The following is a 24,239-nucleotide window of genomic DNA, read 5'->3' as shown; positions in this document are numbered from 1 at the left end:
CCGATGAGAATGGTGATACATCCCACTCAAGACACCGTTACGCCGATCTCTTCTCTTCGAGATCGAACTCACGATGTTGCATAACCACGAGAAACTTGATATATTGGCAGTTGATAAATATTATTGAAAATTTACTGGAGGCATAAATATGTTATCAACTGATGTCAGACAAAAATCAATGATTAAGAGAGTTGAGCAAGTTGTTTCTATTTTAATGGAAGACCGTCCTTTCTTTAAAGAGGAGCTTAATTATTCAGAAATAGTGAAACATTTGGTTGAATTATTTGAAAAAAATTTACCTTTTGATGAATTTAACACTATGTCAGAGGCGGAATTGAAAGAGCATTGTAGCTTTATTATGTCCACAGAAATCCTGTCAAAAATTGGCGGCGATTTTACTCCTGAACAAATGGCTATTTTCGATGAAGCAATTAAGCGTAAATAGATAATTATGAGTTATTTGTTAGATACTAATATCGTCTCTTTGATCATTAAGCGTAATCTTGAAATTTATCAAAAAATTGAAGATGTCAAAGCTCAAAGAAAAAGTATCTTTATCAGTTGCATTACTTATTTTGAAATTAAGAGGGGATTTTTGGCAGTTGCTGCACCTAAACAAAGAGAAAGATTTAACCAACTTTGTCAGGATTATCAAATTATTTTATTAGATGATTTAGCTATTTTAGAAAAAGCAGCCGAAATTCATGCTCATCTTAGATTAAGAGGATTACCCATACAAACAGAAGATATTTTAATTGCTGCTACTGCTATAGTTAAAAGTTTAATTGTTGTTTCTAATGACAGTGATTTATTGAGGGTTGAAGGATTAAGTTTAGAGAATTGGGTAGAGTTATAAATTGAACACAATCTTTAAGTCATCCGACATATTTTAACAGCTTGAGTCAGTAAAGGGGTGCGTTACACTATGTTAACGCACCCTACGAGATCGGCGATCGCACTTCTAGGCAGCGAGTCGCAGGTTCGAGTCCTGCCGCACCCGCTTCTGAATTGTCGTTTAACTGAGATATTGTAAGTGATCAGAACAAATATAAAGATAAGGAGTCCATATATAGTGCGCCTAATTGATTTGTGAACGGGTAGGCTCTAGAAGTCAAGTGTAGCAAGACGGCAAACGGAGGGTTTTTACATTTCATTTAGGTGCGCTATATCATGGCAACAACGAAAGAAAATTACTATTTTCTTCATAACTTACTAGCAGCAGGAAAGTGGGAGGAAGCCTGAGATGGGGACAAGCGAGCTAGAAGGTAGATAGGGCAAGCGATATCGCTCTTTGTCCTTTGATGTAATCCTTCAACCGATAGCGGCTAATTTGCATTAGCTCTTCTATATTTTTTGGGAACATTTGATGTAGCTGGAGCCAATGATAGAGATGTTGACCCACATAAAAACTGCTGTGTCTGCGTTGACCTTTATATCTTTTTTCAGGTCTTGTGACATATTTTTGGATTCCCATATCCTTAATTTTTTTACCTTGTAGTGTGGCACTTGTATAGGCGATAGCTATAACAATTATCAGCTTTGATAAGTATTGCGGTGCTAATTGAGAACCTTCTAAGCTATAGCCTCCCGACTTAAAATCTCGGAACATCTCCTCAATATCAAATCTTTTTTGATAGGCAATTATTGCCGTCTCTAAATCTCCAAAATTTGTCAGAATATACCAAGGTTCTTTTGTTTGAAAACCCCCATAGTTTTTTTTCCACTTACCAGCTAAGTTAAACTGGACAAATCCCTGCTCTTTTGTAATATTGACATCATTCAAAAATAGTTGAGTTCCTGGACTTAAACCTAACTCTCTCATTTCTTGATAAATTCCTTCTTTTGTCTTGACACTTGTACTTTGTTTTTGTCTTAAGCAAAAGTATAAACTCTGCTTCTGAAGCTACTTTCCAAGACTGACCGAGCAAAATTCTCTATCTCCTAACACCAGGATTTTATGACCTGATAGCACCGTCAATATTTTCCCCAATACTCGCTGCTGTTCTTCGAGATTACTACTTCCTTTTTTATCCAATATCTCCCAATAGATTGGGATGGCTCTCTTGTCATAAATTAGACTCACCATCAAGATATTAATTGCTCCCCAACTCGTTCGGTCTATGGCAATATATACTAATCCTTTTATTGTGAATCTCTCCTGCTGTTTTAACATCTCTTTTAAGCAGAGAAACCAGATTTTTTTCAATATTCAGAATTTCCAGTTTTAAAAATCTTTTTAGTTTTTTTCTCCGACTCTCAAACAGGATTGGTATTGGCAGTGCTTCTGCTAATATCTCTAACTTAGCTTGCTTTAGTATTTGCAAGGTTCCAACTATCATTAACAACAGTAGATATCTGGCTCGTCCCAGTTCATTTTCTAACACTTTCTGGTATAGTTCACTTATCATTTTCGTTATTTAGGTCATATATGGTAAATATGACTTATCTTTTTTTGGAGTCCGTATCTGTATTCCGTGCTACATAAGCTTTTCAGCTTGCTTGTCCCCCTGTCAGCTAAGAGGGTTTTGCCAACTCCGGGTACATCTTCCAGGAGAGCGTGGCCACCACTGAGTAAGGCCACCAGCACAATGCGAATCGATTCGGTTTGGCCGACGATGCTCTGGCTCAAATTTTCCATCAAAATATCAATAGCGTCTCTCATAGTACAGATGGGGTATCTTGTCAAGAAGATTAATGTTAATTTTTTTTATCTTAACGATTCTTTTCCCAATTTGCCCACACTAGCGAGGAAAGTTGACAGACAATGGCGGGAAATTTTCTGCTAGGGAGCTAATCAGGGTTAGGGTTGGGATCATGGAGAAAATTAGTTAAGAATTGTTGCCAGTGGGCGAAATCAAGATTTTAAGTCGGTTCAGTACGGTAAAATCGAGAAGAATTTCTCTTAATCAGTGAAGATGAAAGCCAGTTCACTCGTTTTTAGTCTTGTTTTAGGAATCGCTGCCAGTACATTAACCAATAGTTTACCCGAAAATTTGACTTTCAATTCTCGGAAAATATTGGCTCAAGATCAGGCTCCTTCCTGTCCACTCCCTCCAGATCTTGCCATCACTTTTCGCAATAGTGAATGTCAGGCAGTTACCCTAGAAAAACCCCAGACTTTTTTCCGTTATTATAGTGACGAAAATTACAAAAAAGGTCGTTTTCTAACCACGGATCAATATACCACCAATGTGGAGGTGATCAGAAATTTAGCCCTCGATCAAAAGTGGAATCCTCCCAATCAAGCGACCAAAGTAGTATCGGTGACTTTACCTGCGGGAACAACGGTTTATCAAGGAATTGTCGCCCCCCAGAATCCGGCTGATTGTTATCCCGGTGGTGGTCAGCAAACTTTTATTAAAGACTCGCGAGATGCCAATATACAATGGGGAGAGGGGCGAGCAATAACGGTTACATCTCTTTCCTGTCGCTAGAATATTATGGAAACGAACATGAGGGAATTAATTCAATCAATTGACCAAGCTATTACCGTGGCCGAACAGATGCCGAAAACAGAAAGATCGACTCGGATTGAGGGTTTAATTTCTGTCCTAAAAACCATCAAAAGTCAGGCTTTAGCTGGTCAATTACCACCGTCTCAAGGCATTGTTACCCTAGGATTAGCGCGAGAAGTAGCTGATTGGATCGATCCCCTCGATTCTCCTTTATTGAAAGCGGTGGGTAAAGTAGAAAGAGAATATCAAAAATATTAGAAGTTGTCGGTTACAGAAGTTAAAATTAACCGAGAGCGATCGCAGTCTATCTCGATCTGATTTTTTAATCGATCGAGAGAATTAAATTTCTGTTCTGGTCGCAGGAATTGCACTAAATCCATCGTTAAAATACGATCATATACATTGCCCGACCAATCCAATAAATGGATTTCCACACTGATAGTTTTTCCCTCGATCGTGGGACGATAACCGATATTCATAACTGCTGGTAAGCGAGAACCATCGAGATGCACCCAACCGCAATAAACCCCCAGTCGCGGCAATAATTTATCGGGAGGAACCTGTAGATTAGCGGTATGAAAACCTAATGTTCTGCCCAGTTGTTGCCCGACGACCACGCGACCGGTTAAACTATAGGGACGACCTAACATTTGTCCGGCTTGCTCAACGTTTCCTGCTGCCAAAGCTTGACGAATTAGGGAACTACTAATTCGACCCGTCCCACAGTTTTTTAAAGCAACAATCTCGACTTTAATGTTAAATTGAGAGGCGATCTGTAATAAATCTTCCGCTGTACCTTGACGACGATAACCGAAGCGAAAATCTTGACCAACACTGATCGATTTAGCCTGTAATTTTGCTACTAAAATCTGTTCGATAAAAGCCAAGGGAGTCAGGGAAGCTAATTGAGCAGAGAAAGGCAGTAAAACTAATTGTTTAACGCCTAAATTCTCTAAAACCTCTACCTTTTCCCCTAGAGGAGTTAATAACTGCCATTTTTCCCCCGTAAAAAATTCCCGCGGGTGGGGAGTAAAACTAACAACGGTGGGATAAGCGGGTTCATCCTGAAAAATTGGCTGTAGGACGGTTTGATGACCTAGGTGCAAACCATCAAAGTTACCAAGAGCGATCGCACTAGGGGCTAAAATACGGGTATTAGGGGAATCTACAATCCACACGCTGGCTTTAAGAACAGATACAAGAGAATAATTCAAGCGATTAATCTTGAGTGTAGCCTTTTGATTTTATATCAATCGGGCGATCAAGCCAAAAAAGGCCCCCAATCCCTTGGAGGCTTTTTCAAAGAAAAATAACTGTCATTAACCTTCGGCTAATTTCAGATCCCGCAGGGAGCTAATATCCACTTGAATCGATGGCCCCATGGAGGAAGAAACGTAAACTGTGCGCCAGTAACGACCTTTTGCCCCGGAAGGACGGTTTCTGTCCACCGTTTCCTGTAAAGCTTTCAAATTAACTAACAGATCCTCAGCACTAAAAGAAGCTTTACCAAATTGAACGTGAACGATCCCGGTGCGATCAGCCCGGAATTCTAATTTACCCGCTTTAAACTCAGAGATTGCCCCCGTTAAATCCGTGGTTACGGTTCCCCCTTTCGGTGAGGGCATTAAACCCCGTGGACCGAGTTGACGACCTAATTTAGCCACTTTCGGCATCATATCGGGGGTGGCGATTAACACCTCGAAATCCATCATCCCCTTGGCGATTTCTTCGATTAATTCTTCTGAACCAACGATATCGGCCCCAGCATTGTTCGCTTCCTGCACCTGTTCCCCGCGAGTAATCACCGCTACCCGCACCGTGCGTCCGGTTCCTTTGGGTAAACTTACCGTTGTCCGCAGTTGTTGGTCGGTATATTTAGGATCGATACCTAAACGAATATGAGCTTCGGCGGTTTCGTCGAATTTCGCCGTCGCTAATTCCTTTAATAATGTTAGTGCCTCTAATGGCTCGTAGGCTTTATTTTCTACCTTAGCCTGGGCATCTCGCAAACGTCGTGAAACTTTTTTTACCATCTGATTTGTTGCTCCTTGGGTAATAACGAAGCTTAACTTCTCCCCGTAATAAGATTTAGTCTGAGATCTTGACACCCATATTTCTGGCCGTTCCTGCCACAATATTCATGGCCGCTTCGATGTCGTTAGCGTTAAGATCGGGCATTTTAGTCTGGGCGATTTCGCGTAATTGGTCGCGGGTAATGGTGGCGACAAATTTCTTGTTAGGTTCGTTGGAACCTCTTTCTACACCGGCCGCTTTACGGATGAGAACGGAAGCGGGGGGAGTTTTGAGGACAAAGGTAAAACTCCGATCCTCAAAAACGGAAATTTCCACAGGGATGATCATCCCAGCCTGATCGGCGGTTTTAGCGTTGTAATCTTTACAAAACGCCATAATATTCACCCCGTGTTGACCTAAAGCAGGACCGACCGGAGGAGCAGGGTTAGCCTTACCAGCAGGTAAAGCTAGTTTAATAATTGCGACGACTTTTTTAGCCATGGTTTAGTTTTGTTTTTCGACTTGATTAAATTCCAATTCGACCGGGGTATCCCGACCAAAAATGGAGAGCAGGGCCTTGAGTTTGCCGCGCTCGGGACTAACTTCGATCACTTCCCCTTCAAAGTCCTTAAATGGACCGGATAGAACCAAGATTTGATCGCCAACTTCCATATTGATTTTGACGACGGGTTCTTGAATCTGAGCTTGTTTGAAGATGCGATCAACTTCTGACATACTCAAGGGTAGCGGGGTGACGTGACCGCGGCCGCGTCCGTAGTGGCGTTTTTGTTCGGCCCCGACAAAGTTGATCACGTGGGGGGTGTTTTTGACCACCTGCCAAGCGTCATCATCCATGATCATTCTGATCAGGACATAACCGGGGAAGACTTTTTCCTCACCGTGTTGCCGTGAACCATCCTTGCGGACTTTGACGGTGGCCGCTTGGGGAATCTGAACTTGCAGAATGCGATCGGCCACATCGAGGGTGTGGATGCGCTGTTCCAAATTAGCTTTGACCCGTTTCTCACAACCGGAAGCCACCTGCACGGCATACCAACGGGGTTTTTTCGGTAGGCCGCTAAGATTGAGTTCTTCGGGAAACTGCTCTTCTTCTAGATTCATGGGAACACCTTCCCCGCACCCCAGGCAAAGAATTTATCGATTAGATAGATGAGAGTGGCTACCAAAGTCACCATTAACATCACCGCCGCCGATTCGCTCAAAAGTTGCTGACGGGAAGGCCAGACGACTTTGGCGAGTTCTTCTTTGGTTTCATTGACGAATTCCTTGACCTGAAAGGAGCTTCCCTCTTTCTTGTCGCTCGCGTCTTTTTCTAGGGTTTCTTTTTTGGCCACGATCGCTACTCCTTAAAATGATACTCAAGCTATCCTTAACTTATCATTTTCACCGGACAACCCACACTAACCCCCAGACATTTAGATCATGTCCTTTGCAATTATCGGCTTGGTGATTACCAAACGCGCCCTGGAGGACTTGAACCCCCGACATCAGGTTTTGGAGACCTGCGTTCTACCAACTGAACTAAGAGCGCCCATTCGCTAAACTATTGGGCTTTTTTAAGGCCTTTATTTATTATAGCGTAGTTGTTGGCGATTAAGCAACTTTCTTGGTTAGGCTGTCGCCGGAAATTTTTTAGAGGGGGCGATCGAAACGTTCTTGGACCCTGGTGGCTTTGCCAACCCGATCGCGCAGGTAGTAGAGTTTCGCCCGGCGTACTTTACCACGACGGATGATCTTGATATTGGCAACCCGGGGCGAGTGGAGCAGGAAAACTCTTTCTACTCCCACACCCTGGAAGACTTTGCGTACTGTAATCGTTTCGTTGATACCGCCATGGCGTTTGGCGATGACAATACCCTCGTAGGGCTGAATCCGCTCTTTATCTCCTTCAACGATTCGCACCCCTACCCGGATCGTGTCACCGACATGGATAATGGGCAGATCGCTCTTGAGATACTCGGCTTCGATTGATTTGATAATCTCTTCCGTTTTCATTGGCTTTCGTAAAACTGACAATTTCTCATCATACCATATTTTTTTAAGTACAGCCTTTCTCGTCTAAATGAAATATGCTCTAAACGGGATTAGGGACTTGCGCTTTGATAATGTATCTTTTGGGCGAACGCAGTTCGCCCCTACATTGTGGACAAAATCCGTTACTGTAGAAGTGCCAGGAACCTGCGCCCTCCGATCGCTCAAGTGTGCTGATCACCCTAAGTAGGGGGAAGTCCTTCGAGAGTCCCCGCAGCTAAGGGACTTACGCTTTGATAATATGCTATCTGGCTGGTCTGATTCTTCTACAGAGCGATTTTCTGGCTGGGATATTATTCCCAAGCAAGTCCCCCACGTCCAGCTTATAGTAGTAGCCAACAACCCCGACGAGCAAGCCATTTGCGCCCAATACCTGCGCCATAATCGCGTCAGATACTTTGCTTTGATCTAAGATTGAGTCAGCAATATCTAATTTGGAGTCTCAGGCAATGGAACCGATTTCTCTAATTCTCGCTGCGTTGGCTGCTGGTGCGGTTGCTGCTGCTAAGGATACGGCAGGAACAGCGGTTAAGGATGCTTATGAGGGTTTAAAAGCGTTGATTAAGAAGAAATTTGCAGAAAAAGGGAAAACAGATGATAGTGATATCGTCGATAAACATGAGAAAAAACCAGATTCAGAGGGGGTAAAAACACTGCTCAAAGAAGAGTTACTTGAAGCAAAAATTGATAGAGATGCAGAGGTTATTAAGACAGCAGAAGCATTACTCAAGCAATTAAAACCTGAAGAATTTGCCGCAGGTAAGTATAATATTAATGTTGGTGATGATATTAAAGGAATGGTGGGAGATGGTACTTTTAAGGGAATTGCAGGAGATATTAGTGGTGGAAATATTAGTCAGAACATTAATTAGTTGAGGATTATTTAGGAGGGAAATTTATGTCAATTACTGTTGAGGTAGAACTTAAAGATTTTCTAATTCAAATCAATCAAAAGTTAGATAATCTTCAAAAAGATGTTACTGATATTAAGATTGAACTTAGTGAAGTTAAAGGTGAAATTAAGCGTCTGGAGGAAAAAATCGATGGTGTCGAGAAGCGTCTGGAGGAAAAAATTGATGGTGTCGAGAAGCGTCTGGAGGAAAAAATCGATGGTGTCGAGAAGCGTCTAGAGGGAAAAATTGATGGTATTGAGAAGCGTCTAGAGGGAAAAAATGATGGCGTGGAAAAGCGCTTAGAGAATCAAGAGTTTGTCAGTCGAGGGATTTTAGTTGCTTTAATTGTAACGATTTTAGGCGGTTTGGCTAAATTGTTTGGTTTAGTAGGAAGTCCTTAAAGAGTGCTAATTCTAAAACTGTAATTTAAAGTTAACTTGAAAAGAATAATTTTGGGGTAGCAAAAATGACTGATAAAAGTTATTATTTAGAAATAGGGGGTGATGTTAAAGGTCTTATTGGTGATGGTGAATTTAAGGGAATTGCAGGTGATATTAGTGGGGGTGTAATCAATCAATATATTATCACCCAAAAGTCAGGAGTTGAGATTCAGGCTCAAACTTTAATTACGGGTTCACCTTATTTGGGTTTAAGGAAGTTTGAAGTAGATGATAAGGATAGGTTTTTTGGTCGAGATAATTGGATTGTTGAGTTAACCGATTATTTAAAGCAAAAGAATGTTTTATTGCTTTTAGGTGCGTCGGGAAGTGGTAAGTCTTCTCTCGTGCAAGCGGGTTTAATTCCTAAGTTAAAGGATAATTTTGGCGCGAATAAATTGGTTAATTTAACTTTTGTTCCTGATGTTAATCCCTTTGAGTCTTTTTATGGTTGTCTTTTGGCAAATAGATATAAACAATACCAAGCGAAATTAGCACAAGCTGTTAAGGAAGATACTTTAATTAAGGTGGTTGAAGGATTAAAAAATAATTCTGATTTATGGTTTATTTTTATTGACCAATTTGAGGAATTATTTACTCGTACACCGAATACGGAAAGAGATATTTTCATTAAAAGTTTGATTAAATTAATTGAAAAGAATGATAGTTTAGTTAAAATTGTGATGACGATAAGGGCGGATTTTTTAGATAAATTAAGTCCTTATCCCAGTTTAGGAAAAATCCATGATCAGTATAGCAAGATGTTAACGGATATGGATGAAAGTGAGTTAAGATTAGCTATTGCTGAACCAGCGGCGAGAAATGGGGTAATCTTTGAAAAGGGATTAATTAATCAAATTATTGCGGATTTTTATGAACAGGCTGGCTCTTTACCTCTGTTACAATATACATTAGATTTATTGTGGGAAAAAGATCATATTCAAGAGCGGATTTTAAATATTAAGACTTATCAAGAGATTGGTGGGGTAACGGGTGCGCTAGAAAAACAAGCGGATAAAATTTATAGTCAATTTAATGAACAGCAACGGAAAGCAGCAGAGGAAATTTTTCTAGAGTTAATTAGTTTAGAAGGGAAAGAAGCGGTTAGCAGAAGGGCGGATAAATCGAGTTTTGAACAGGAGGAAATGCAAAGGGAGGTTCTCTATCAATTGATAGATAATCGTCTTTTGGTGAGTAAGGGAGAAGACGGGAAAGCAACGGTTGAGGTGGCACATGAGGCGTTATTACGTTCTTGGAAAGTGTTACAGAATTTAATTCGAGAAAAAGAGGAGATAATTGTTCTCAGAAGTCGTTTATATGCTGATGCAAAACAGTGGGATGATTTACAGAAGCAAGATGCAGTAAAAGCGAGTAGTGAGCTTTGGGGAGGTTCTAAGTTAGCTAAAATTGTTGAATTTCAAAAGAATAATTCTCTGCCTAATTTAGAGGCTTTGGCGATTGAGTTTATTAAGGCGAGTATTAGTCAAGCTGAACGACAAAAAAATGAAAAAATTAGAACAGCGCGAAGGATTACGGCGGTTTCGTTGGTAGCGGTTATAATTAGTAGTAGTTTAGGTTGGATGGCTTGGCAAAAAACGCAACAAGCAGAACTCAATCTAGCACACTCTCGCGGCTTTTCTTCTGTGTCTCTGTTTAATGAACATAAGGAGTTGGAAGCTTTCGTCGAAGCAATTAAAGCGGGTAAAACCCTGCAAAATCAACACGCATATGATAGGGTAGTAATGAATACTTTGCAGAAACTTCTCAACAGAAAAAGTGAACATAATCGCTTACTAGGACATAATATGCGTGTCACTAGCGTGAGTTTTAGCAGGGACGGCAGGACATTAGCTTCTGGTAGTCGTGACAACACAATCAAACTTTGGAATATTCGGACAGGGAAAGAAATCCGCACTCTCCAAGGGCATAATAGCCGTGTCTCTAGCGTGAGTTTTAGCAGGGACGGTAAAACATTAGCTTCTGGAAGTGATGACAAGACAATCAAACTGTGGAATGTAGAGACAGGTCAAGAAATCCGCACTTTCAAAGGGCATAATAGCCGTGTCTTTAGCGTGAGTTTTAGCAGGGACGGTAAAACATTAGCTTCTGGAAGTGATGACAAGACAATCAAACTGTGGAATGTAGAGACAGGTCAAGAAATCCGCACTTTCAAAGGGCATAATAGCATTGTCTATAGCGTGAGTTTTAGCAGGGACGGTAAAACATTAGCTTCTGGAAGTGATGACAAGACAATCAAACTGTGGAATGTAGAGACAGGTCAAGAAATCCGCACTTTCAAAGGGCATAATGGCAGTGTCTTTAGCGTGAGTTTTAGCCCAGACGGTAAGACTTTAGCGACCAGTAGTGGTGACAATACAATCAAACTGTGGAATGTAGAGACGGGTCAAGAAATCCGCACTCTCTCTGGGCATAATAGCTTTGTCAGAAGCGTGAGCTTTAGCAGTGACGGTAAAACTTTAGCGACTGGTAGCGGTGACAAGACTATCAAACTGTGGAATATAGAGACAGGGCAAGAAATCCGCACTCTCTCTGGGCATAATAGCTTTGTCAGAAGCGTGAGCTTTAGCAGTGACGGTAAAACTTTAGCGACTGGTAGCGGTGACAAGACTATCAAACTGTGGAATATAGAGACAGGGCAAGAAATCCGCACTTTCAAAGGGCATAATAAACCTATCTCTAGCGTGAGTTTTAGCAGTAACGGTAAGACTTTAGCGACTGGAAGTGATGACAAGACTATCAAACTGTGGAATGGGTCAACAGGTCAAGCAATCCGCACTTTAAAAGGGCATAATGGCAGTGTCTTTAGCGTAAATTTTAGCAGTGATGGGAAGACTTTAGCGACCGGTAGTGATGACAAGACTATCAAACTGTGGAATGTAGAGACAGGGCAAGAAATCCGCACTCTCCAAGGGCATAATAAACCTGTTACTAGCGTGAGTTTTAGCAGGGACGGCAGGACATTAGCTTCTGGTAGTTGGGATAACACAATCAAATTGTGGGATATAGAGACAGGGCAAGAAATCCGTACTCTCTCTGGGCATAATGGCTATGTCTATAGTGTGAGTTTTAGCCCTGACGGTAAGACTTTAGCGACCGGTAGTGGTGACAAGACCATCAAACTGTGGAATGTAGAAACAGGTCAAGCAATCCGCACTTTAAAAGGGCATAATGGCAGTGTCTTTAGCGTGAATTTTAGCAGTGACGGTAAGACTTTAGCGACCGGTAGTGATGATAAGACAATCAAACTGTGGAATGGGTCAACAGGTCAAGCAATCCGCACTCTCTCTGGGGATAATAGCATTGTCTTTAGCGTGAATTTTAGCAGTGACGGTAAGACTTTAGCGACCGGTAGTGATGATAAGACAATCAAACTGTGGAATGTAGAGACAGGAAAAGAAATTCATACTCTCACTGGGCATGATAGGTCTGTCACTAGCGTAAGTTTTAGCCCCGATGGTAAGACTTTAGCTTCTGGTAGTTGGGATAACACAATTAAACTGTGGAATGGAAGCAATGGTTGGGATTTAGATGCTTTAATGGGGCGTAGTTGCGATTGGGTGCGGGCTTATTTGCACAATCCTAATTCTGGTGTTAGGGAGGAAGATAGGGGTTTGTGTGATGGGATTGGGGGTAAATAGTCAGTATCAGGATTTTGAGGATTAGAGGATTTTCGGGATGCTCAATCTTAAAAGATTGTCAGGAGTTTCCAAGTAAATAATCCAGTTAATCCTAAAATCCCGTTAATCTTGGTTTAGACTTCTTTGTGAGGATACAGAAGGATTATAGGGCGATGCAGAAGAGTTGTAGGACAATACAGAAAGATTGTAGGACAATGCAGGACTTAAACGCTTTAATGGGGCGTAGTTGCGATTGGGTGCGGGTTTATTTGCACAATCCTAATTCTGGTGTCAGGGAGGAGGATAGGGGTTTGTGTGATGGGATTGGGGGTAAATCGTCAGTATCAGGATTTTGAGGATTAGAGGATTTTCAGGATGCTCAATCTTAAAAGATTGTCAGGAGTTTCCAAGTAAATAATCCAGTTAATCCTAAAATCCCGTTAATCTTGGTTTAGACTTCTTTGTGAGGATACAGAAGGATTATAGGGCGATGCAGAAGAGTTGTAGGACAATACAGAAAGATTGTAGGACAATGCAGGACTTAAACGCTTTAATGGGGCGTAGTTGCGATTGGGTGCGGGTTTATTTGCACAATCCTAATTCTGGCGTTAAGGAGGAGGATAGACATTTGTGTGATGGGATTGGTGAGGAGAAGTGATAATATAGTTACATATTATGGAGATTTAGAGAAGAAAATGATCTTACTCAATTATTGTGAAAAAGCTTTACAAAAAGCACAATACAAAAGGCTAAATGACGGTACTTGGTTTGCTGAAATAGAAGGCTTTCAAGGCGTTTGGGGAAATGGATTGACCGTTGAAGAATGCCGTAAAGACTTACTAGAAGTTCTAGAAGAATGGATCATTTTAAAATTACAAGATGGCGACCCTTTACCTATCATAGATGGATTAGAAATTAAAGTTACAACAGTTGCAGAAGTTTAGTTATGCCATCAGCAATTTCTCGCAGAAAATTAATCAGAAAATTGAAAGCTTTAGGTTACACAGGGCCTTTTTCTGGTAGTAAACATCAATTTATGAAAAAGGGTCAACATAAAATTCGCATCCCTAACCCTCATGGAAATCAAGAAATCTCTACAGATTTAGTTAAGGAAATTCTCAAACAAGCGGGTATTAGTGATGAAGAATGGGACAACAGTTAAACAGTATTGGTTATATATTTAGGATTTGATCTTTATGATTCTTTTCATATCGCTTGCGCTGAATATGCTAGAATAGACGTATTGTTAACCACCGATGACAGATTACTGAGAAAAGCCATAAAATACAGTAAATTATTGCAAGTAAAATTAGCAGAATTAAATATCTTAACCAATTAATAAAGCGAGAAAGTATGAGCAACCCTTCTCGCTTTATTATAACTAAACCAACGCCTCCACAGCTTGCGGAACTACTGCCGTCTCGGTCGTGGGATTTTCCCCTAGGTAAATTCCCAAAGAACGGGCTGTTTTCACAATAAAACCATCAGGATCAACGGGATAGGCACAGCGATGCTCTTGATGACATTGTTTGATAATTTTGATCACTGGTTTCAGGGGCAGACTACGCACTTGTCCCCCGCGCCAAATCACCACGCGATCGAGTTTACCCTGTTCGATTAATTCTACGGCCTTAATGCCGAAAGCCGTGGCTAACAGTCGATCCATGGCCAAAGGAGGACGACTTCTTTGCAGGTGTCCCAAAGACATGGCCCGCACATCCATGGAATTGAGATAACAGAAGACGGGATCGGTAACGCACAAAGAGCGAGTTTTGTCAAATATTAATTTTTCTAAATAATCGGCAATATACTTCTCTTTTTGGTTATCTTCGTTTTTAACACCCTCAGAAATCACAATGAGAGCGAATTTACGACCTTGAGCGCGTAATTGTGCCAAATGACGACAACAACCGTCGATAATTGCGGGAGTGAGAGCCGGGGTTAATTCGGGAATAAAAATCGCATCGGCCCCCCCGGCAATCCCAGCATGAAGAGCTAGATGACCGGCATCTCTACCCATCACCTGCACAATCATCACCCTTTCGTGACTAGCGGCGGTAAAGGTGAGATCATACAAAGCTTGAGTAACGATATCGACGGCAGTGGTAAAACCGACTGCCCATTCCGTATAGGGAACGTCATTATCGATGGTTTTGGGAACCGCGATAATATTCCAATTGCCTTTCTGGGCGAGATCGTAGATGATATCGATGCTCCCATCGCCCCCGACGACGATCAGGGCATCTAATCCCAGCATTTCGTATCCTTGCAGGATTTTCGTGGCAATTTCTGGGTTTTCGGGATGTCCTTTGCTCAAAGAACCCAAAACACTACCACTAAGAAACTGCAAAACGTCTAATCCTTTCAAGACCCCGGGTAGGTTATAGCCATGCTGAGTCAGGATCAAATCTTGGGGGTGATATTTCCCCTCGGCAATCTGCATAAAACCGTCGGTCCCGTAGGGAATGCCGTACACATCCCAACCCTTGAGTTTTGATGATTTCACCACGGCACGAATTACCGCATTTAACCCCGGGCAATCGCCACCACTGGTAAGAATACCGATTTTTTTCCTTTGATTCTCGTTCATAGTTATATCCTCCTGGATTTTTTTGTCAGTTATCAGTTATCAGTGATCAGATGTAAGTTTTCAGTTTTCAGTTAAGTAGCTGGTTATAATTAAATTAAAAATCGATTTTAGGTTCGATCCCCCCTGCCCCCCTTGATAAGGGGGGTGCCGATCCCCCCTGCCCCCCTTGATAAGGGGGGTGTCGATCCCCCCTGCCCCCCTTGATAAGGGGGGTGCCGATCCCCCCTGCCCCCCTTGATAAGGGGGGTGCCGATCCCCCCTGCCCCCCTTGATAAGGGGGGTGCCGATAGGCGGGGGGATCCCCCTTGATAAGGGGGGTGCCGATAGGCGGGGGGATCCCCCTTGATAAGGGGGGTGTCTGATAATTTTTAACGCCTACCTACTTAAGTTTTCAGTTCACTGATTACTGATTACTGATAACTGATAACTGAAAAAAGCTTCCCACTTTTATTTGCTGGTGGTTTGAAAACGTTTCCAAACAGGTTCGTAACTTTGCAGGGCTTTCATATACTGTACCCGTTCAAAAGCAGTCGGATCTGGGCAATTCATTTGACTCATACTGCCAATTAACTGCTCGATCGATTCGTACTCATTTTCTTCCAACCAATGCAATAAACCCTGTTCGATCTTGGTAATTTCCTCCAAACCGTGGCGTAATAAAACACTAACTAACATGGTCGCTTTTGCCCCTACCATCATCATTTTGATCACGTCGATGGCGTTATGAATACCACTGGTAGCGGCAAAATCCGTCGCTACACGACCGTAAAGCATGGCAATCCAGCGCAGGGGTAAACGCATTGCTTGGGGATTACTGAGGATAATATTAGGGTGAACATCCAAGGTGTCTAAGTCGATATCCGGCTGATAGAAACGGTTAAATAATACCAACCCATCGGCCCCTGCTTCCGCTAATTGTTTAGCCATATTGGCCGTATTGCTAAAGTAGGGACTTAACTTCATCGAGACGGGAATTGATACCTCCGATTTGACAATTTTGAGGATATCAACATAGTTTTGTTCGACGTGATTTCCGGTTAATTCTAGGTCGTTGGGAACATAATAAACATTCAACTCCAAAGCATCAGCGCCCGCTTGTTGAATTTGAATGGCATACTCCAACCATCCCCCAGAGGTCTCACCGTTGAGACTGGCAATAATGGGAATATCGACCATTTCTTTGGCTTTGCGAATATGGTTGAGATATTCGTCGGAACCAACGTGAAAAACCTCCGGTTCGGGAAAATAAGTCAAAGCTTCCGCAAAACTCTCGGCTCCGTGGGTAAAATGATGGTGTAGAGCCAGTCTTTCCTGTTTAATCTGCTCCTCGAAAAAGGAGTGTAAAACCACGGCAGCGGCTCCGAAGTCTTCCATTCTCTTGATATTGTCGATATCCTCGCTCAAGGGTGCGGCCGCACCGATGACTAGCGGCGATCGCAATTGTAAACCCATGTAAGTAGTGTGTAGATTCATAACTATTCGTTGCTCCCTGTACCTTTTGCTGCTAAATACTGATACATTTGCCAGCGCGTATCCACATCTGCTTGTGCTTCTTTGAGCAGACGTTTAGCTTCCTCCGGCTTACTGGTGGCCAACATCTTAAAGCGATTCTCCGAGTAGAGAGTTTGCGCTACGGTAAGTTTAGGCGCACGGCTGTCCAATTGCAGGGGATTTTTGCCTTCTTTAGCTAAATCGGGATGATAACGGTACATTAACCAGCGACCGCTTTCCACCACTTCTTTTTGATGGTTCATGGCGGTGGTCATGTTGATCCCGTGAGCAATACAGTGAGAATAGGCGATAATTAACGACGGCCCGTTATAAGCTTCCGCTTCTAGGAAAGCTTTGATAGTTTGCTCGTTTTTTGCCCCCATAGCCACGCTGGCCACATAGACGTTACCGTAGGTCATGGCCATTAAACCGAGGTCTTTTTTCGGGCTGGGTTTGCCACCAGAAGCAAATTTAGCTACGGCAGCGCGAGGAGTAGCTTTCGAGGCCTGGCCGCCCGTATTCGAGTAAACTTCCGTATCCATGACCAAAATATTGACATTGCGACCACTGGCTAAAACGTGATCTAAGCCACCATAACCGATGTCGTAGGCCCAACCGTCACCCCCGACAATCCAGACGCTTTTCTTGACCAGATAATCGGCCACGGATAACAACATTTTCACCTGCGTGGTCGGGGTTAATTCCCCTAAACGGGATTTTAGGGCCTCTACCCGTTGCCGTTGTTCGTAAATTTCCGCTTCATCCACTTGGTGACAATTGAGAATATCTGCCGCTAGACTTTCTCCGATTTCACTAGCAAGGGTTGCTAACAGTTCTGCGGCAAATTCTGCCTGTTTATCGATGGAAACTCGGAATCCTAAGCCAAATTCGGCATTATCTTCAAAGAGAGAATTCGACCAGGCCGGCCCGCGACCTTCGGCGTTAACTGCCCAGGGTGTTGTCGGTAAATTACCTCCGTAGATAGATGAACAACCGGTGGCATTAGCTACTATCATGCGATCGCCAAATAGCTGACTGACTAATTTAACGTAGGGAGTCTCACCACAACCGGCACAAGCGCCGGAAAACTCAAAGAGAGGTTCCTGCATTTGCTGATGGTTAATTTTATTGAGATTTAGGCTTAATCGGTCTGGATTAGGCAAATTAAGGAAGAAATCCCAGTTAACTCGTTCCTGTTCCCGCAGGGGCAATTGGGGAGCCATATTAATCGCTCTTAGACGTGGTTGCGATTTGTTTTTAGCGGGGCAAACATCAACACAGAGACCGCAACCGGTACAATCTTCGGCGGCCACTTGGATGGTGAATTTTAGCCCTTTCCAGTCGTGATCCTTGGCATTCGCGACTTTAAAGGTTTCCGGGGCCGTGGCTAATTCGGCCTCATCATAGACTTTCGAGCGAATAACGGCGTGGGGACAAACAAGAACGCATTTACCGCACTGAACACAGACATCCGCATCCCAAACGGGGATTTCTTGGGCAATATTGCGTTTTTCCCATTGGCTAGTGGCGGTGGGATAGGTCCCATCGTTGGGAAGGGCGCTAACGGGCAATTCATCCCCGTGACGGGCGATAATTTTGCCGAGGACTTCTCGGACGAAAGCGGGTGCGCTTTCGGGAATTGGTGGTCTTAATTCAAAAGCTTCAGGGGTGACAGTGGCGGGAATTGAGACTTGATAGAGGTGTTCTAGGGCAGAATCCACGGCTTTAATGTTCATCTGCACGATTTCTTCGCCTTTCTTGCCGTAGGTCTTGCGGATAGCTTTTTTGATTTGTGCGATCGCATCTTCCCGCGACAAAACCCCCGCTAGGGCAAAGAAACACACCTGCATCACGGTATTAATCCGACTGCCCATCCCCGCTTCTTTGGCTACTTGAGTGGCATTAATCGTATAAACTTGCAGATTTTTATCGATGATAGTTTGCTGGAGATGGCGGGGTAAGTGACTAAACACCTCCTCCGGTGGATAGGGACTATTGAGGAGAAAAATTGAGTTCGATTTAGCGGTTTCTAGCAGGTCAAATTGTTCGATAAATTCCCACTGATGACAGGCGATAAAGTTAGCATCGGTGATTAAATAGGTAGAGCGAATCGGCTCCGGACCAAAGCGTAGGTGAGAAACGGTGACGGAGCCAGATTTTTTGGAATCATAGACGAAATAACCCTGGGCATAATTATCAGTATCTTCACCGATAATTTTAATTGAATTTTTGTTAGCTCCCACCGTACCATCGGAACCTAAACCGTAGAAAACCGCCCGCACTACTTTGTCTGGTTCGGTGGAAAAACTGCGGTCATATTCCAGACTGGAAAAGGTAAGATCGTCAACGATACCAATAGTGAAGTGATTTTTCGGTTTGTCGAGACTTAAGTTATCAAATATGCCAGCAATCATGGCTGGAGTAAATTCTTTGGAAGATAAACCGTAGCGTCCTCCCACAATTTTCGGCAGCTTGCCTTCGTAGTTTTCCATAAAGGCATTTACCACGTCTAAATATAGCGGATCGCCCCCAGCACCGGGTTCTTTACAGCGATCTAAAACGGCTATTTTTTTCACCGTGGTGGGCAGAGCTGCCAGTAATTTTTCGGCGGCAAAGGGACGATAGAGACGAACTTTTAAAACCCCAACTTTCGCCCCATTTTGATTGAGATAATCGACGGTTTCATGGACGGTTTCCCCTCCCGATCCCATTAACATAATCACTCTTTCGGCATCGGGCGCACCGTGGTATTCATAGAGATGGTATTGCCGTCCTGTTAATTGGGCAAAACGATCCATAATTTTTTGAGTGATATCGGGACAAGCATGATAGAAAGGATTGACGCTTTCCCTTGCCTGGAAATAAACATCGGGATTTTGTGCCGTGCCTCGTAACACCGGTCGATCGGGAGTTAAAGCTCTTTGACGATGGGCAATAATTAGGTCTTCATCGATCAGTTCTTTGAGAGTTTCATCGCTAATTAATTCGACTTTTTGCACCTCATGACTGGTACGAAAACCATCAAAAAAGTGCAGAAAAGGAAGCCGCGTTTCTAGGGTGGTAGCTGTGGCAATAGCCGCCAGATCTTGAGCTTCTTGAACGGAATTAGCCGCTAACATAGCCCAACCCGTACTTCTGGCAGACATAACATCACTATGATCCCCAAAAATTGACAACCCTTGGGCTGCTAAAGCACGGGCTGCCACATGGACTACTGAAGAAGTTAATTCCCCCGCAATTTTGTAGAAGTTGGGGAGCATTAATAATAATCCCTGGGAGGAAGTGAAAGTAGTAGTTAAAGAGCCTGTTTGTAGCGCTCCGTGCAGGGTTCCCGCTGCCCCACCTTCGCTCTGCATTTCGATTACGGAAGGAATGGTTCCCCAGAGATTAGCTCTCCGTTCGGCTGCCCAACTATCGGACCATTCACCCATAGGCGAGGAGGGAGTGATAGGATAAATAGCGATCACTTCACTGAGACGATAGGCAACGCGTGCAACAGCTTCGTTACCATCTATGGTTGCATAGGTTTTTGTGGTCATGTGTTCCCCTTAGTTTTTACGATATTTGTCGGGATTTTAAGTTTTTTTACGGCTCAATTTCGCACTAAATATCCTCTCGTTTCCCTGACAACCGAAGGATTTTCTTGAGCGTCGCTTTTGACTCCCTATCTACTATTGGACGCTTACGGCAGACAGGCTTAAGTAGAGCAATTTTTCTGTCTCCACCTCGATCATTATCCAGATTCTGGGCTTTCTAGCAATTCGTTATTTTTTCTTAATACGCTGCTGAGTTTGCCAGCAACCGACCCTGGGGTTAATTAATATTCAGAATTGAGATAAAAATTAATGATACTTTTAAAAAAAAAGTGCTAGGTCAGAAGATAAGCTGTTGACTATCTAAATTACTCGTTAAGACTGTCTATGAACAGGGAGAAGGAATTATGAATTATGAAGTGGGGAGAAGGGAGACTTTTTAGTTATCAGTGAACAGTAATCAGTAATCAGTGAACCGATACGGCCTTTCTCGTAAATGTGAAGTACAGATTAACCCTTGCTAATCAAGTATGGTAGCCGCAAGAACGAACCTCATCTATCTGAGAAACGCTGTAACTCGCATCTGATAACTGATAAGGGACTTGCGCTTTGATAATGTACCTTTTGGGCGAACGCAGTTCGCCCCTACATTGTGGACAAAATCCGTTACTGTAGGGGCGCAAAGCTTGCGCCCTCCGATCGATTGGGATATTATTCCCACGCAAGTCCCTAACTGATAACTGATTCAAGGCTGTCTCGGAGTCTCCTAACCAAGCACGACAATTTTTGATTTTTGCAAGAGATCTAATAACCAGTTGATTTAGTCAGCCGATGAAGTTAAGATGTACTAGGTTAAACACAAATGAACTAAAGTACAAATTATCTTAACCCAAGGATAGGAAAATAGATCATGACTAACCTCGAATCCCTTACTCAAGCGCAACAGGAGTTGTACGACTGGCTAATTGAGTACATTCGCACTACTCAGCACGCCCCTTCCATCCGGCAAATGATGCGAGCAATGAATTTACGCTCTCCCGCACCGATTCAAAGCCGTTTAGAACGTTTACGCGCCAAAGGCTATATTGATTGGACAGAAGGAAAAGCACGCACCCTGCGGATTCTTAAACAACCAGTGCAAGGTTTACCGGTTCTGGGTGCGATCGCTGCTGGTGGTTTAGTGGAACCCTTCACCGATGTGGAAGAAAAACTCGATCTTTCTAACCTGTTGCAACGCAGTCAAGACTGTTATGCTCTGCGCGTTTCCGGAGACAGTATGATCGAGGACCATATTGCCGATGGGGATCTGGTGATTATGCGTTCTCTCACCGGCAATGAAGGGGTGTCCAATGGGGAAATCGTCGCCGCTAGAGTCGAAGGCCACGGTACTACTTTAAAACGTTTCTACCAAGAAGGCGAAATCATCACTCTCCAACCCTCCAATCAAAAATATCAACCAATTACAGCCAATACTGAACAAGTACAGGTGCAAGGGGTTTTGGTTGGTGTTTGGCGCGGTTATTAGCCAAAACTGGGGCGCACTTAAGCGCCCCGATCATTTTTCCTCTCCTTGGCTTCTGGAAAAGAATCGGGTTGGCAAACTAGGATAATATAAGGGTTTTAGCCTATCCCGCACTCAGGTGTTTTAACTTTTATGCCCAAAAAACAGAAGTATCCCCATCTCTTGGGGTCAAAATGGACGGCAAAACAAAAAACATGGGGCTGGCGACATTTTCAAGTGGTCAATCGTCAAAATCGCGGTCAATGGGTTTTTGCTGAATTAGTCGCTTCCTGCGATCCGACTGTCCGCTTCTGGATTAATGCTAAACAGTTGCAAGACTCGAATCTCTGGCAATCCGGTTGGCAAACTCTAACGGAAATGAACCAACCCGACAGCACCGACGAGATTATTTGTTAATTAAATGCAGTACAGCCTAGGGACTTGCGCTTTGATAATGTACCTTTTGGGCGAACGCAGTTCGCCCCTACATTGTGGACAAAATCCGTTACTGTGGGGGCGCAAAGCTTGCGCCCTCCGATCGATTGGGATATTATTCCCACGCAAGTCCCCTATTGCTGTTCCATAAAAGTCCGCACCGTACCATCAGAACCAAGAACTAGACGCAATTGGGGATTACCAGAGATATCGAGGGGAGAAACGAAAGGTTGATTAAGCAGGGGCATATTAGTGCGATCGAGATAGATTTTCGCCGCCTGTCCCAGGGGAATAATCTGTTTTAGGGAACCATCCTGATTTAAGACCAAACGGTACTCTAGAGTATGCTTAAGACTTTCCGGGGGTTGCCAACGGGACTGAAAATATTCTCTGGTTTCTGCCACTTGGGGAATTGTATCTAGTAAGTTCGTCTCTGGGGCTTTAGCGGTACTTGTGGACGGTTTGGGGTCTAAATTGACATTTTCGGGGTTAACAGGGCTTATAGGCGGTAAATTGGGCAATTTTGGCGGTGCTGGACTCGGATTCATCGTGGTGGGGGGAAGATTTGCCAGTGCATTTGTACCCTGAGCGCCAGTGACGGGGGGGGCAGTAATCGGGATGTTCTGATTATTCGGTTCAATTACGATCGCCGTGCCGCCGGGAAGCGAACCTGTGACTGGTGGCGGCGGTAAAGTGGACGGCGGAATCACCAGGGGGACGCTAGAGGGACGAACTGGGGCTGGAACGGTTCCCACGGGGGGCGGTGGCGGTAAAGGGGTTTTATTGCCCAAATTTGCCGGTAACTGCGGGTTTGGGGCGGCTGTTCCCGTGGGGGGTAAAGGCAGCGTTGGCAAGGGTTGGGGAATCTTGGCACTATTGGGATCGATGGTTAAATCATTGTTGGCCACTTGTTGCTGTTGATAAAATGCGATCGCTATTCCCCCGATAGTTATTAGGGCTGAGGCGATTAATCCCGTCCAGATCAGGGCATTTTTTCGGGTTTTCTGGCGAATTAAAGGGGGTATTAGGGGGCTTTCATGGTTATACTCCCCTAAAGCATTGGCTAGATCGAATAATTGCGATGTGGTTAATTCGATCTCCTGTTTATCCTGATCGGTTAGCAGGGAACCTAAAAATAATTGATGCTGCAGAAGTCCCTGACAACGGAGAGAGGGTAAGGAGGGGAGATGGCTTTCGGGGGAACCACTAGCCACGAAAGAGAGGGTAGAAACGGGACTAGAGAGTAAATTCTGCACATAATTAGCGACAATTTCCCCTAGTAGTTGTAATTGTGTGCGATCGCCTTTGATCGTCACCTGTTTTTCCTCACTCAATCTAGGATCATCAAAGCGCAATTGAAAGTGGGCATCGTTTAAGACATTTTTACCTAACCAAACCGCTAGAGGCGAACTATTTCCCCAAATTTCTAGGGTACAGGTGGGAGGTGTATATTTGCGAATTAGATTACTCATTTTTAGTTATCGGTGGGAATTATAAATTATGAATTATGAATTATGAACTAGGAAGAATAAATAAAAAATAATCGCCTGAATACTGACTCCTGAATACTGACTCCTGAATACTGACTCCTGATAGGCTTTTTATTTTTGACTTGCTAAAAGGGTGTGCCAGAGAAGGAGATGACTGCGGGGGCTGCTGTAGAACAATAAATCGATTAATAATTTCCAGGCTAGGGAAGTTAGGCTAGAATCAATGAGATTATTTTCCGATATTTCTGGGTATTTTAAGCGAAAATTATCAATATAATTGCCCAAAAGTGTGGTTTTAACTGGTTCTTGTCCTTGAGTTCCCACTTGTTCCAAGAGAATTACAGCGCGACGGATTAACTCTTGCTTTTTTTGGGCCAAATGACAGAGGAGGAGAACTAGAGAACGGATGTCCGCGAGGGAAAGTTTTGACTGGGGTTGCCAGTGGTGGGCAACTAGGCGATCGCTTGTATCTGCATCTAAGGCTAATTCTTGGGCTGCTTGGGTGATAGACTCGGAGTCTAAATTAGCTAGAGAGACTAAAGCCGCCAAAATCAGGTTTAAATAGCTATTAATACTCTCTAACTGCTCGTTACTGGGTGAGATAGCTAGGGGTAAATCCTCACCCGTGGAGGACTCGGCAGACTGAGGCATAGTCAAGGACATAGATAAAAGGAATTGCCAGCAGAAAAACTTGGGTTTAGGAGAAAAAAT

General features: G+C 43.4%; 24 protein-coding genes, 1 tRNA gene and 1 pseudogene. 11 read left to right on the top strand and 15 right to left on the bottom strand.

Annotated features, from left to right (window positions below):
• The first annotated feature begins 148 nt into the window (after window positions 1–148).
• Together ACQY1Y_RS03005 and ACQY1Y_RS03000 are read left to right on the top strand one after the other, a co-directional pair.
• Window positions 149–445, top strand: a complete 297-nt coding sequence (locus ACQY1Y_RS03005) for a hypothetical protein (RefSeq protein WP_430013948.1) — start codon at window positions 149–151, stop codon at window positions 443–445.
• Window positions 446–451: 6 nt separating this feature from the next.
• Complete coding sequence (locus ACQY1Y_RS03000) at window positions 452–856, top strand: type II toxin-antitoxin system VapC family toxin (protein WP_016515662.1); 405 nt, start codon at window positions 452–454, stop codon at window positions 854–856.
• Window positions 857–1,258: 402 nt separating this feature from the next.
• Here ACQY1Y_RS03000 and ACQY1Y_RS02995 read toward each other — a convergent pair whose 3' ends face one another.
• The 3 genes and pseudogenes from ACQY1Y_RS02995 to ACQY1Y_RS02985 form a co-directional block, all read right to left on the bottom strand.
• Window positions 1,259–1,822 (bottom strand): hypothetical protein, encoded by a 564-nt coding sequence (locus ACQY1Y_RS02995; RefSeq protein ID WP_430013947.1) that lies wholly within the window; start codon window positions 1,820–1,822, stop codon window positions 1,259–1,261.
• A gap of 271 nt (window positions 1,823–2,093) precedes the next feature.
• The gene (locus ACQY1Y_RS02990; protein ID WP_430013946.1) at window positions 2,094–2,384 is read right to left on the bottom strand and encodes a hypothetical protein; all 291 of its coding nucleotides are present in this window, start codon (window positions 2,382–2,384) and stop codon (window positions 2,094–2,096) included.
• Window positions 2,385–2,512: 128 nt separating this feature from the next.
• A pseudogene (locus tag ACQY1Y_RS02985) lies at window positions 2,513–2,662 on the bottom strand (AAA family ATPase); the annotation flags it as partial.
• 253 nt (window positions 2,663–2,915) lie between these two features.
• On the opposite strand from ACQY1Y_RS02985, the gene ACQY1Y_RS02980 reads away from it, so the two are divergent.
• Window positions 2,916–3,434, top strand: coding sequence for a hypothetical protein (locus ACQY1Y_RS02980; protein WP_430013945.1), 519 nt, complete (start codon window positions 2,916–2,918; stop codon window positions 3,432–3,434).
• Between the two features lie 6 nt (window positions 3,435–3,440).
• On the top strand, window positions 3,441–3,713 hold the full coding sequence (locus ACQY1Y_RS02975) for a hypothetical protein (RefSeq protein ID WP_036386450.1): 273 nt from the start codon (window positions 3,441–3,443) through the stop codon (window positions 3,711–3,713).
• On the opposite strand, the gene ACQY1Y_RS02970 is transcribed toward ACQY1Y_RS02975, so the two are convergent.
• From ACQY1Y_RS02970 to rplS, 7 genes are all read right to left on the bottom strand, one after another.
• Window positions 3,710–4,633: a bifunctional riboflavin kinase/FAD synthetase gene (locus ACQY1Y_RS02970; RefSeq protein WP_430013944.1), complete on the bottom strand. Its 924-nt coding sequence runs from the start codon at window positions 4,631–4,633 to the stop codon at window positions 3,710–3,712. The two genes, ACQY1Y_RS02975 and ACQY1Y_RS02970, sit on opposite strands and share 4 nt — an antisense overlap.
• A 141-nt stretch (window positions 4,634–4,774) precedes the next feature.
• On the bottom strand, window positions 4,775–5,488 hold the full coding sequence (gene rplA / locus ACQY1Y_RS02965; protein WP_002737132.1) for a 50S ribosomal protein L1: 714 nt from the start codon (window positions 5,486–5,488) through the stop codon (window positions 4,775–4,777).
• A gap of 55 nt (window positions 5,489–5,543) precedes the next feature.
• Window positions 5,544–5,969, bottom strand: a complete 426-nt coding sequence (rplK, locus tag ACQY1Y_RS02960; RefSeq protein WP_002735897.1) for a 50S ribosomal protein L11 — start codon at window positions 5,967–5,969, stop codon at window positions 5,544–5,546.
• A gap of 3 nt (window positions 5,970–5,972) precedes the next feature.
• Window positions 5,973–6,590 carry a transcription termination/antitermination protein NusG gene (gene nusG / locus ACQY1Y_RS02955; protein ID WP_002735925.1) on the bottom strand — a complete coding sequence of 206 codons (618 nt, stop codon included), beginning with the start codon at window positions 6,588–6,590 and terminating at the stop codon, window positions 5,973–5,975.
• A complete protein-coding gene (secE, locus tag ACQY1Y_RS02950; protein WP_002737505.1) occupies window positions 6,587–6,823 on the bottom strand; it encodes a preprotein translocase subunit SecE in 237 nt (78 codons plus the stop codon). Before secE ends, nusG begins: the two co-directional genes overlap by 4 nt.
• A 124-nt stretch (window positions 6,824–6,947) precedes the next feature.
• A tRNA-Trp gene (locus ACQY1Y_RS02945) sits at window positions 6,948–7,020 on the bottom strand.
• Window positions 7,021–7,121: 101 nt separating this feature from the next.
• On the bottom strand, window positions 7,122–7,484 hold the full coding sequence (rplS, locus tag ACQY1Y_RS02940) for a 50S ribosomal protein L19 (RefSeq protein WP_002754314.1): 363 nt from the start codon (window positions 7,482–7,484) through the stop codon (window positions 7,122–7,124).
• Window positions 7,485–7,969: 485 nt separating this feature from the next.
• Between rplS and ACQY1Y_RS02935 the strand changes: the two genes are divergently transcribed.
• The 5 genes from ACQY1Y_RS02935 (at window position 7,970) to ACQY1Y_RS02915 (ending at window position 13,650) form a co-directional block, all read left to right on the top strand.
• Entirely contained in the window at window positions 7,970–8,392 is a 423-nt protein-coding gene (locus tag ACQY1Y_RS02935) for a hypothetical protein (protein WP_430013943.1), read from the top strand.
• 26 nt (window positions 8,393–8,418) lie between these two features.
• Entirely contained in the window at window positions 8,419–8,814 is a 396-nt protein-coding gene (locus ACQY1Y_RS02930; RefSeq protein ID WP_103111654.1) for a hypothetical protein, read from the top strand.
• Window positions 8,815–8,879: 65 nt separating this feature from the next.
• Complete coding sequence (locus ACQY1Y_RS02925; protein ID WP_430013942.1) at window positions 8,880–12,509, top strand: hypothetical protein; 3,630 nt, start codon at window positions 8,880–8,882, stop codon at window positions 12,507–12,509.
• A gap of 614 nt (window positions 12,510–13,123) precedes the next feature.
• A complete protein-coding gene (locus ACQY1Y_RS02920; RefSeq protein WP_430014639.1) occupies window positions 13,124–13,432 on the top strand; it encodes a type II toxin-antitoxin system HicB family antitoxin in 309 nt (102 codons plus the stop codon).
• Between the two features lie 2 nt (window positions 13,433–13,434).
• The gene (locus ACQY1Y_RS02915; RefSeq protein ID WP_002738249.1) at window positions 13,435–13,650 is read left to right on the top strand and encodes a type II toxin-antitoxin system HicA family toxin; all 216 of its coding nucleotides are present in this window, start codon (window positions 13,435–13,437) and stop codon (window positions 13,648–13,650) included.
• A 219-nt stretch (window positions 13,651–13,869) separates the two neighbouring features.
• Here the strand turns inward: ACQY1Y_RS02915 and ACQY1Y_RS02910 are convergent, their stop codons facing one another.
• The 3 genes from ACQY1Y_RS02910 to nifJ form a co-directional block, all read right to left on the bottom strand.
• Window positions 13,870–15,078, bottom strand: a complete 1,209-nt coding sequence (locus ACQY1Y_RS02910) for an ATP-dependent 6-phosphofructokinase (RefSeq protein ID WP_430013941.1) — start codon at window positions 15,076–15,078, stop codon at window positions 13,870–13,872.
• Between the two features lie 447 nt (window positions 15,079–15,525).
• Window positions 15,526–16,551, bottom strand: coding sequence for a dihydroorotate dehydrogenase-like protein (locus tag ACQY1Y_RS02905; protein WP_430013940.1), 1,026 nt, complete (start codon window positions 16,549–16,551; stop codon window positions 15,526–15,528).
• Between the two features lie 2 nt (window positions 16,552–16,553).
• On the bottom strand, window positions 16,554–20,108 hold the full coding sequence (gene nifJ, locus ACQY1Y_RS02900) for a pyruvate:ferredoxin (flavodoxin) oxidoreductase (RefSeq protein ID WP_430013939.1): 3,555 nt from the start codon (window positions 20,106–20,108) through the stop codon (window positions 16,554–16,556).
• A 904-nt stretch (window positions 20,109–21,012) separates the two neighbouring features.
• Between nifJ and lexA the strand changes: the two genes are divergently transcribed.
• Together lexA and ACQY1Y_RS02890 are read left to right on the top strand one after the other, a co-directional pair.
• A complete protein-coding gene (gene lexA, locus ACQY1Y_RS02895) occupies window positions 21,013–21,627 on the top strand; it encodes a transcriptional repressor LexA (protein WP_002737392.1) in 615 nt (204 codons plus the stop codon).
• A gap of 129 nt (window positions 21,628–21,756) precedes the next feature.
• Window positions 21,757–22,020: a TIGR02450 family Trp-rich protein gene (locus ACQY1Y_RS02890; RefSeq protein WP_430013938.1), complete on the top strand. Its 264-nt coding sequence runs from the start codon at window positions 21,757–21,759 to the stop codon at window positions 22,018–22,020.
• Window positions 22,021–22,172: 152 nt separating this feature from the next.
• Here the strand turns inward: ACQY1Y_RS02890 and ACQY1Y_RS02885 are convergent, their stop codons facing one another.
• Entirely contained in the window at window positions 22,173–23,510 is a 1,338-nt protein-coding gene (locus ACQY1Y_RS02885; RefSeq protein WP_430013937.1) for a DUF4335 domain-containing protein, read from the bottom strand.
• Between the two features lie 129 nt (window positions 23,511–23,639).
• Window positions 23,640–24,179, bottom strand: coding sequence for a DUF3038 domain-containing protein (locus tag ACQY1Y_RS02880; protein WP_430014638.1), 540 nt, complete (start codon window positions 24,177–24,179; stop codon window positions 23,640–23,642).
• Between the last annotated feature and the right edge of the window lie 60 nt (window positions 24,180–24,239).

This window comes from Microcystis ichthyoblabe FBCC-A1114, from assembly GCF_050500245.1.
GTDB lineage: Bacteria > Cyanobacteriota > Cyanobacteriia > Cyanobacteriales > Microcystaceae > Microcystis > Microcystis ichthyoblabe_A.
The sequence above is the reverse complement of the archived record's forward strand: the minus strand, read 5'-3'. Positions and strand labels throughout refer to the sequence as shown.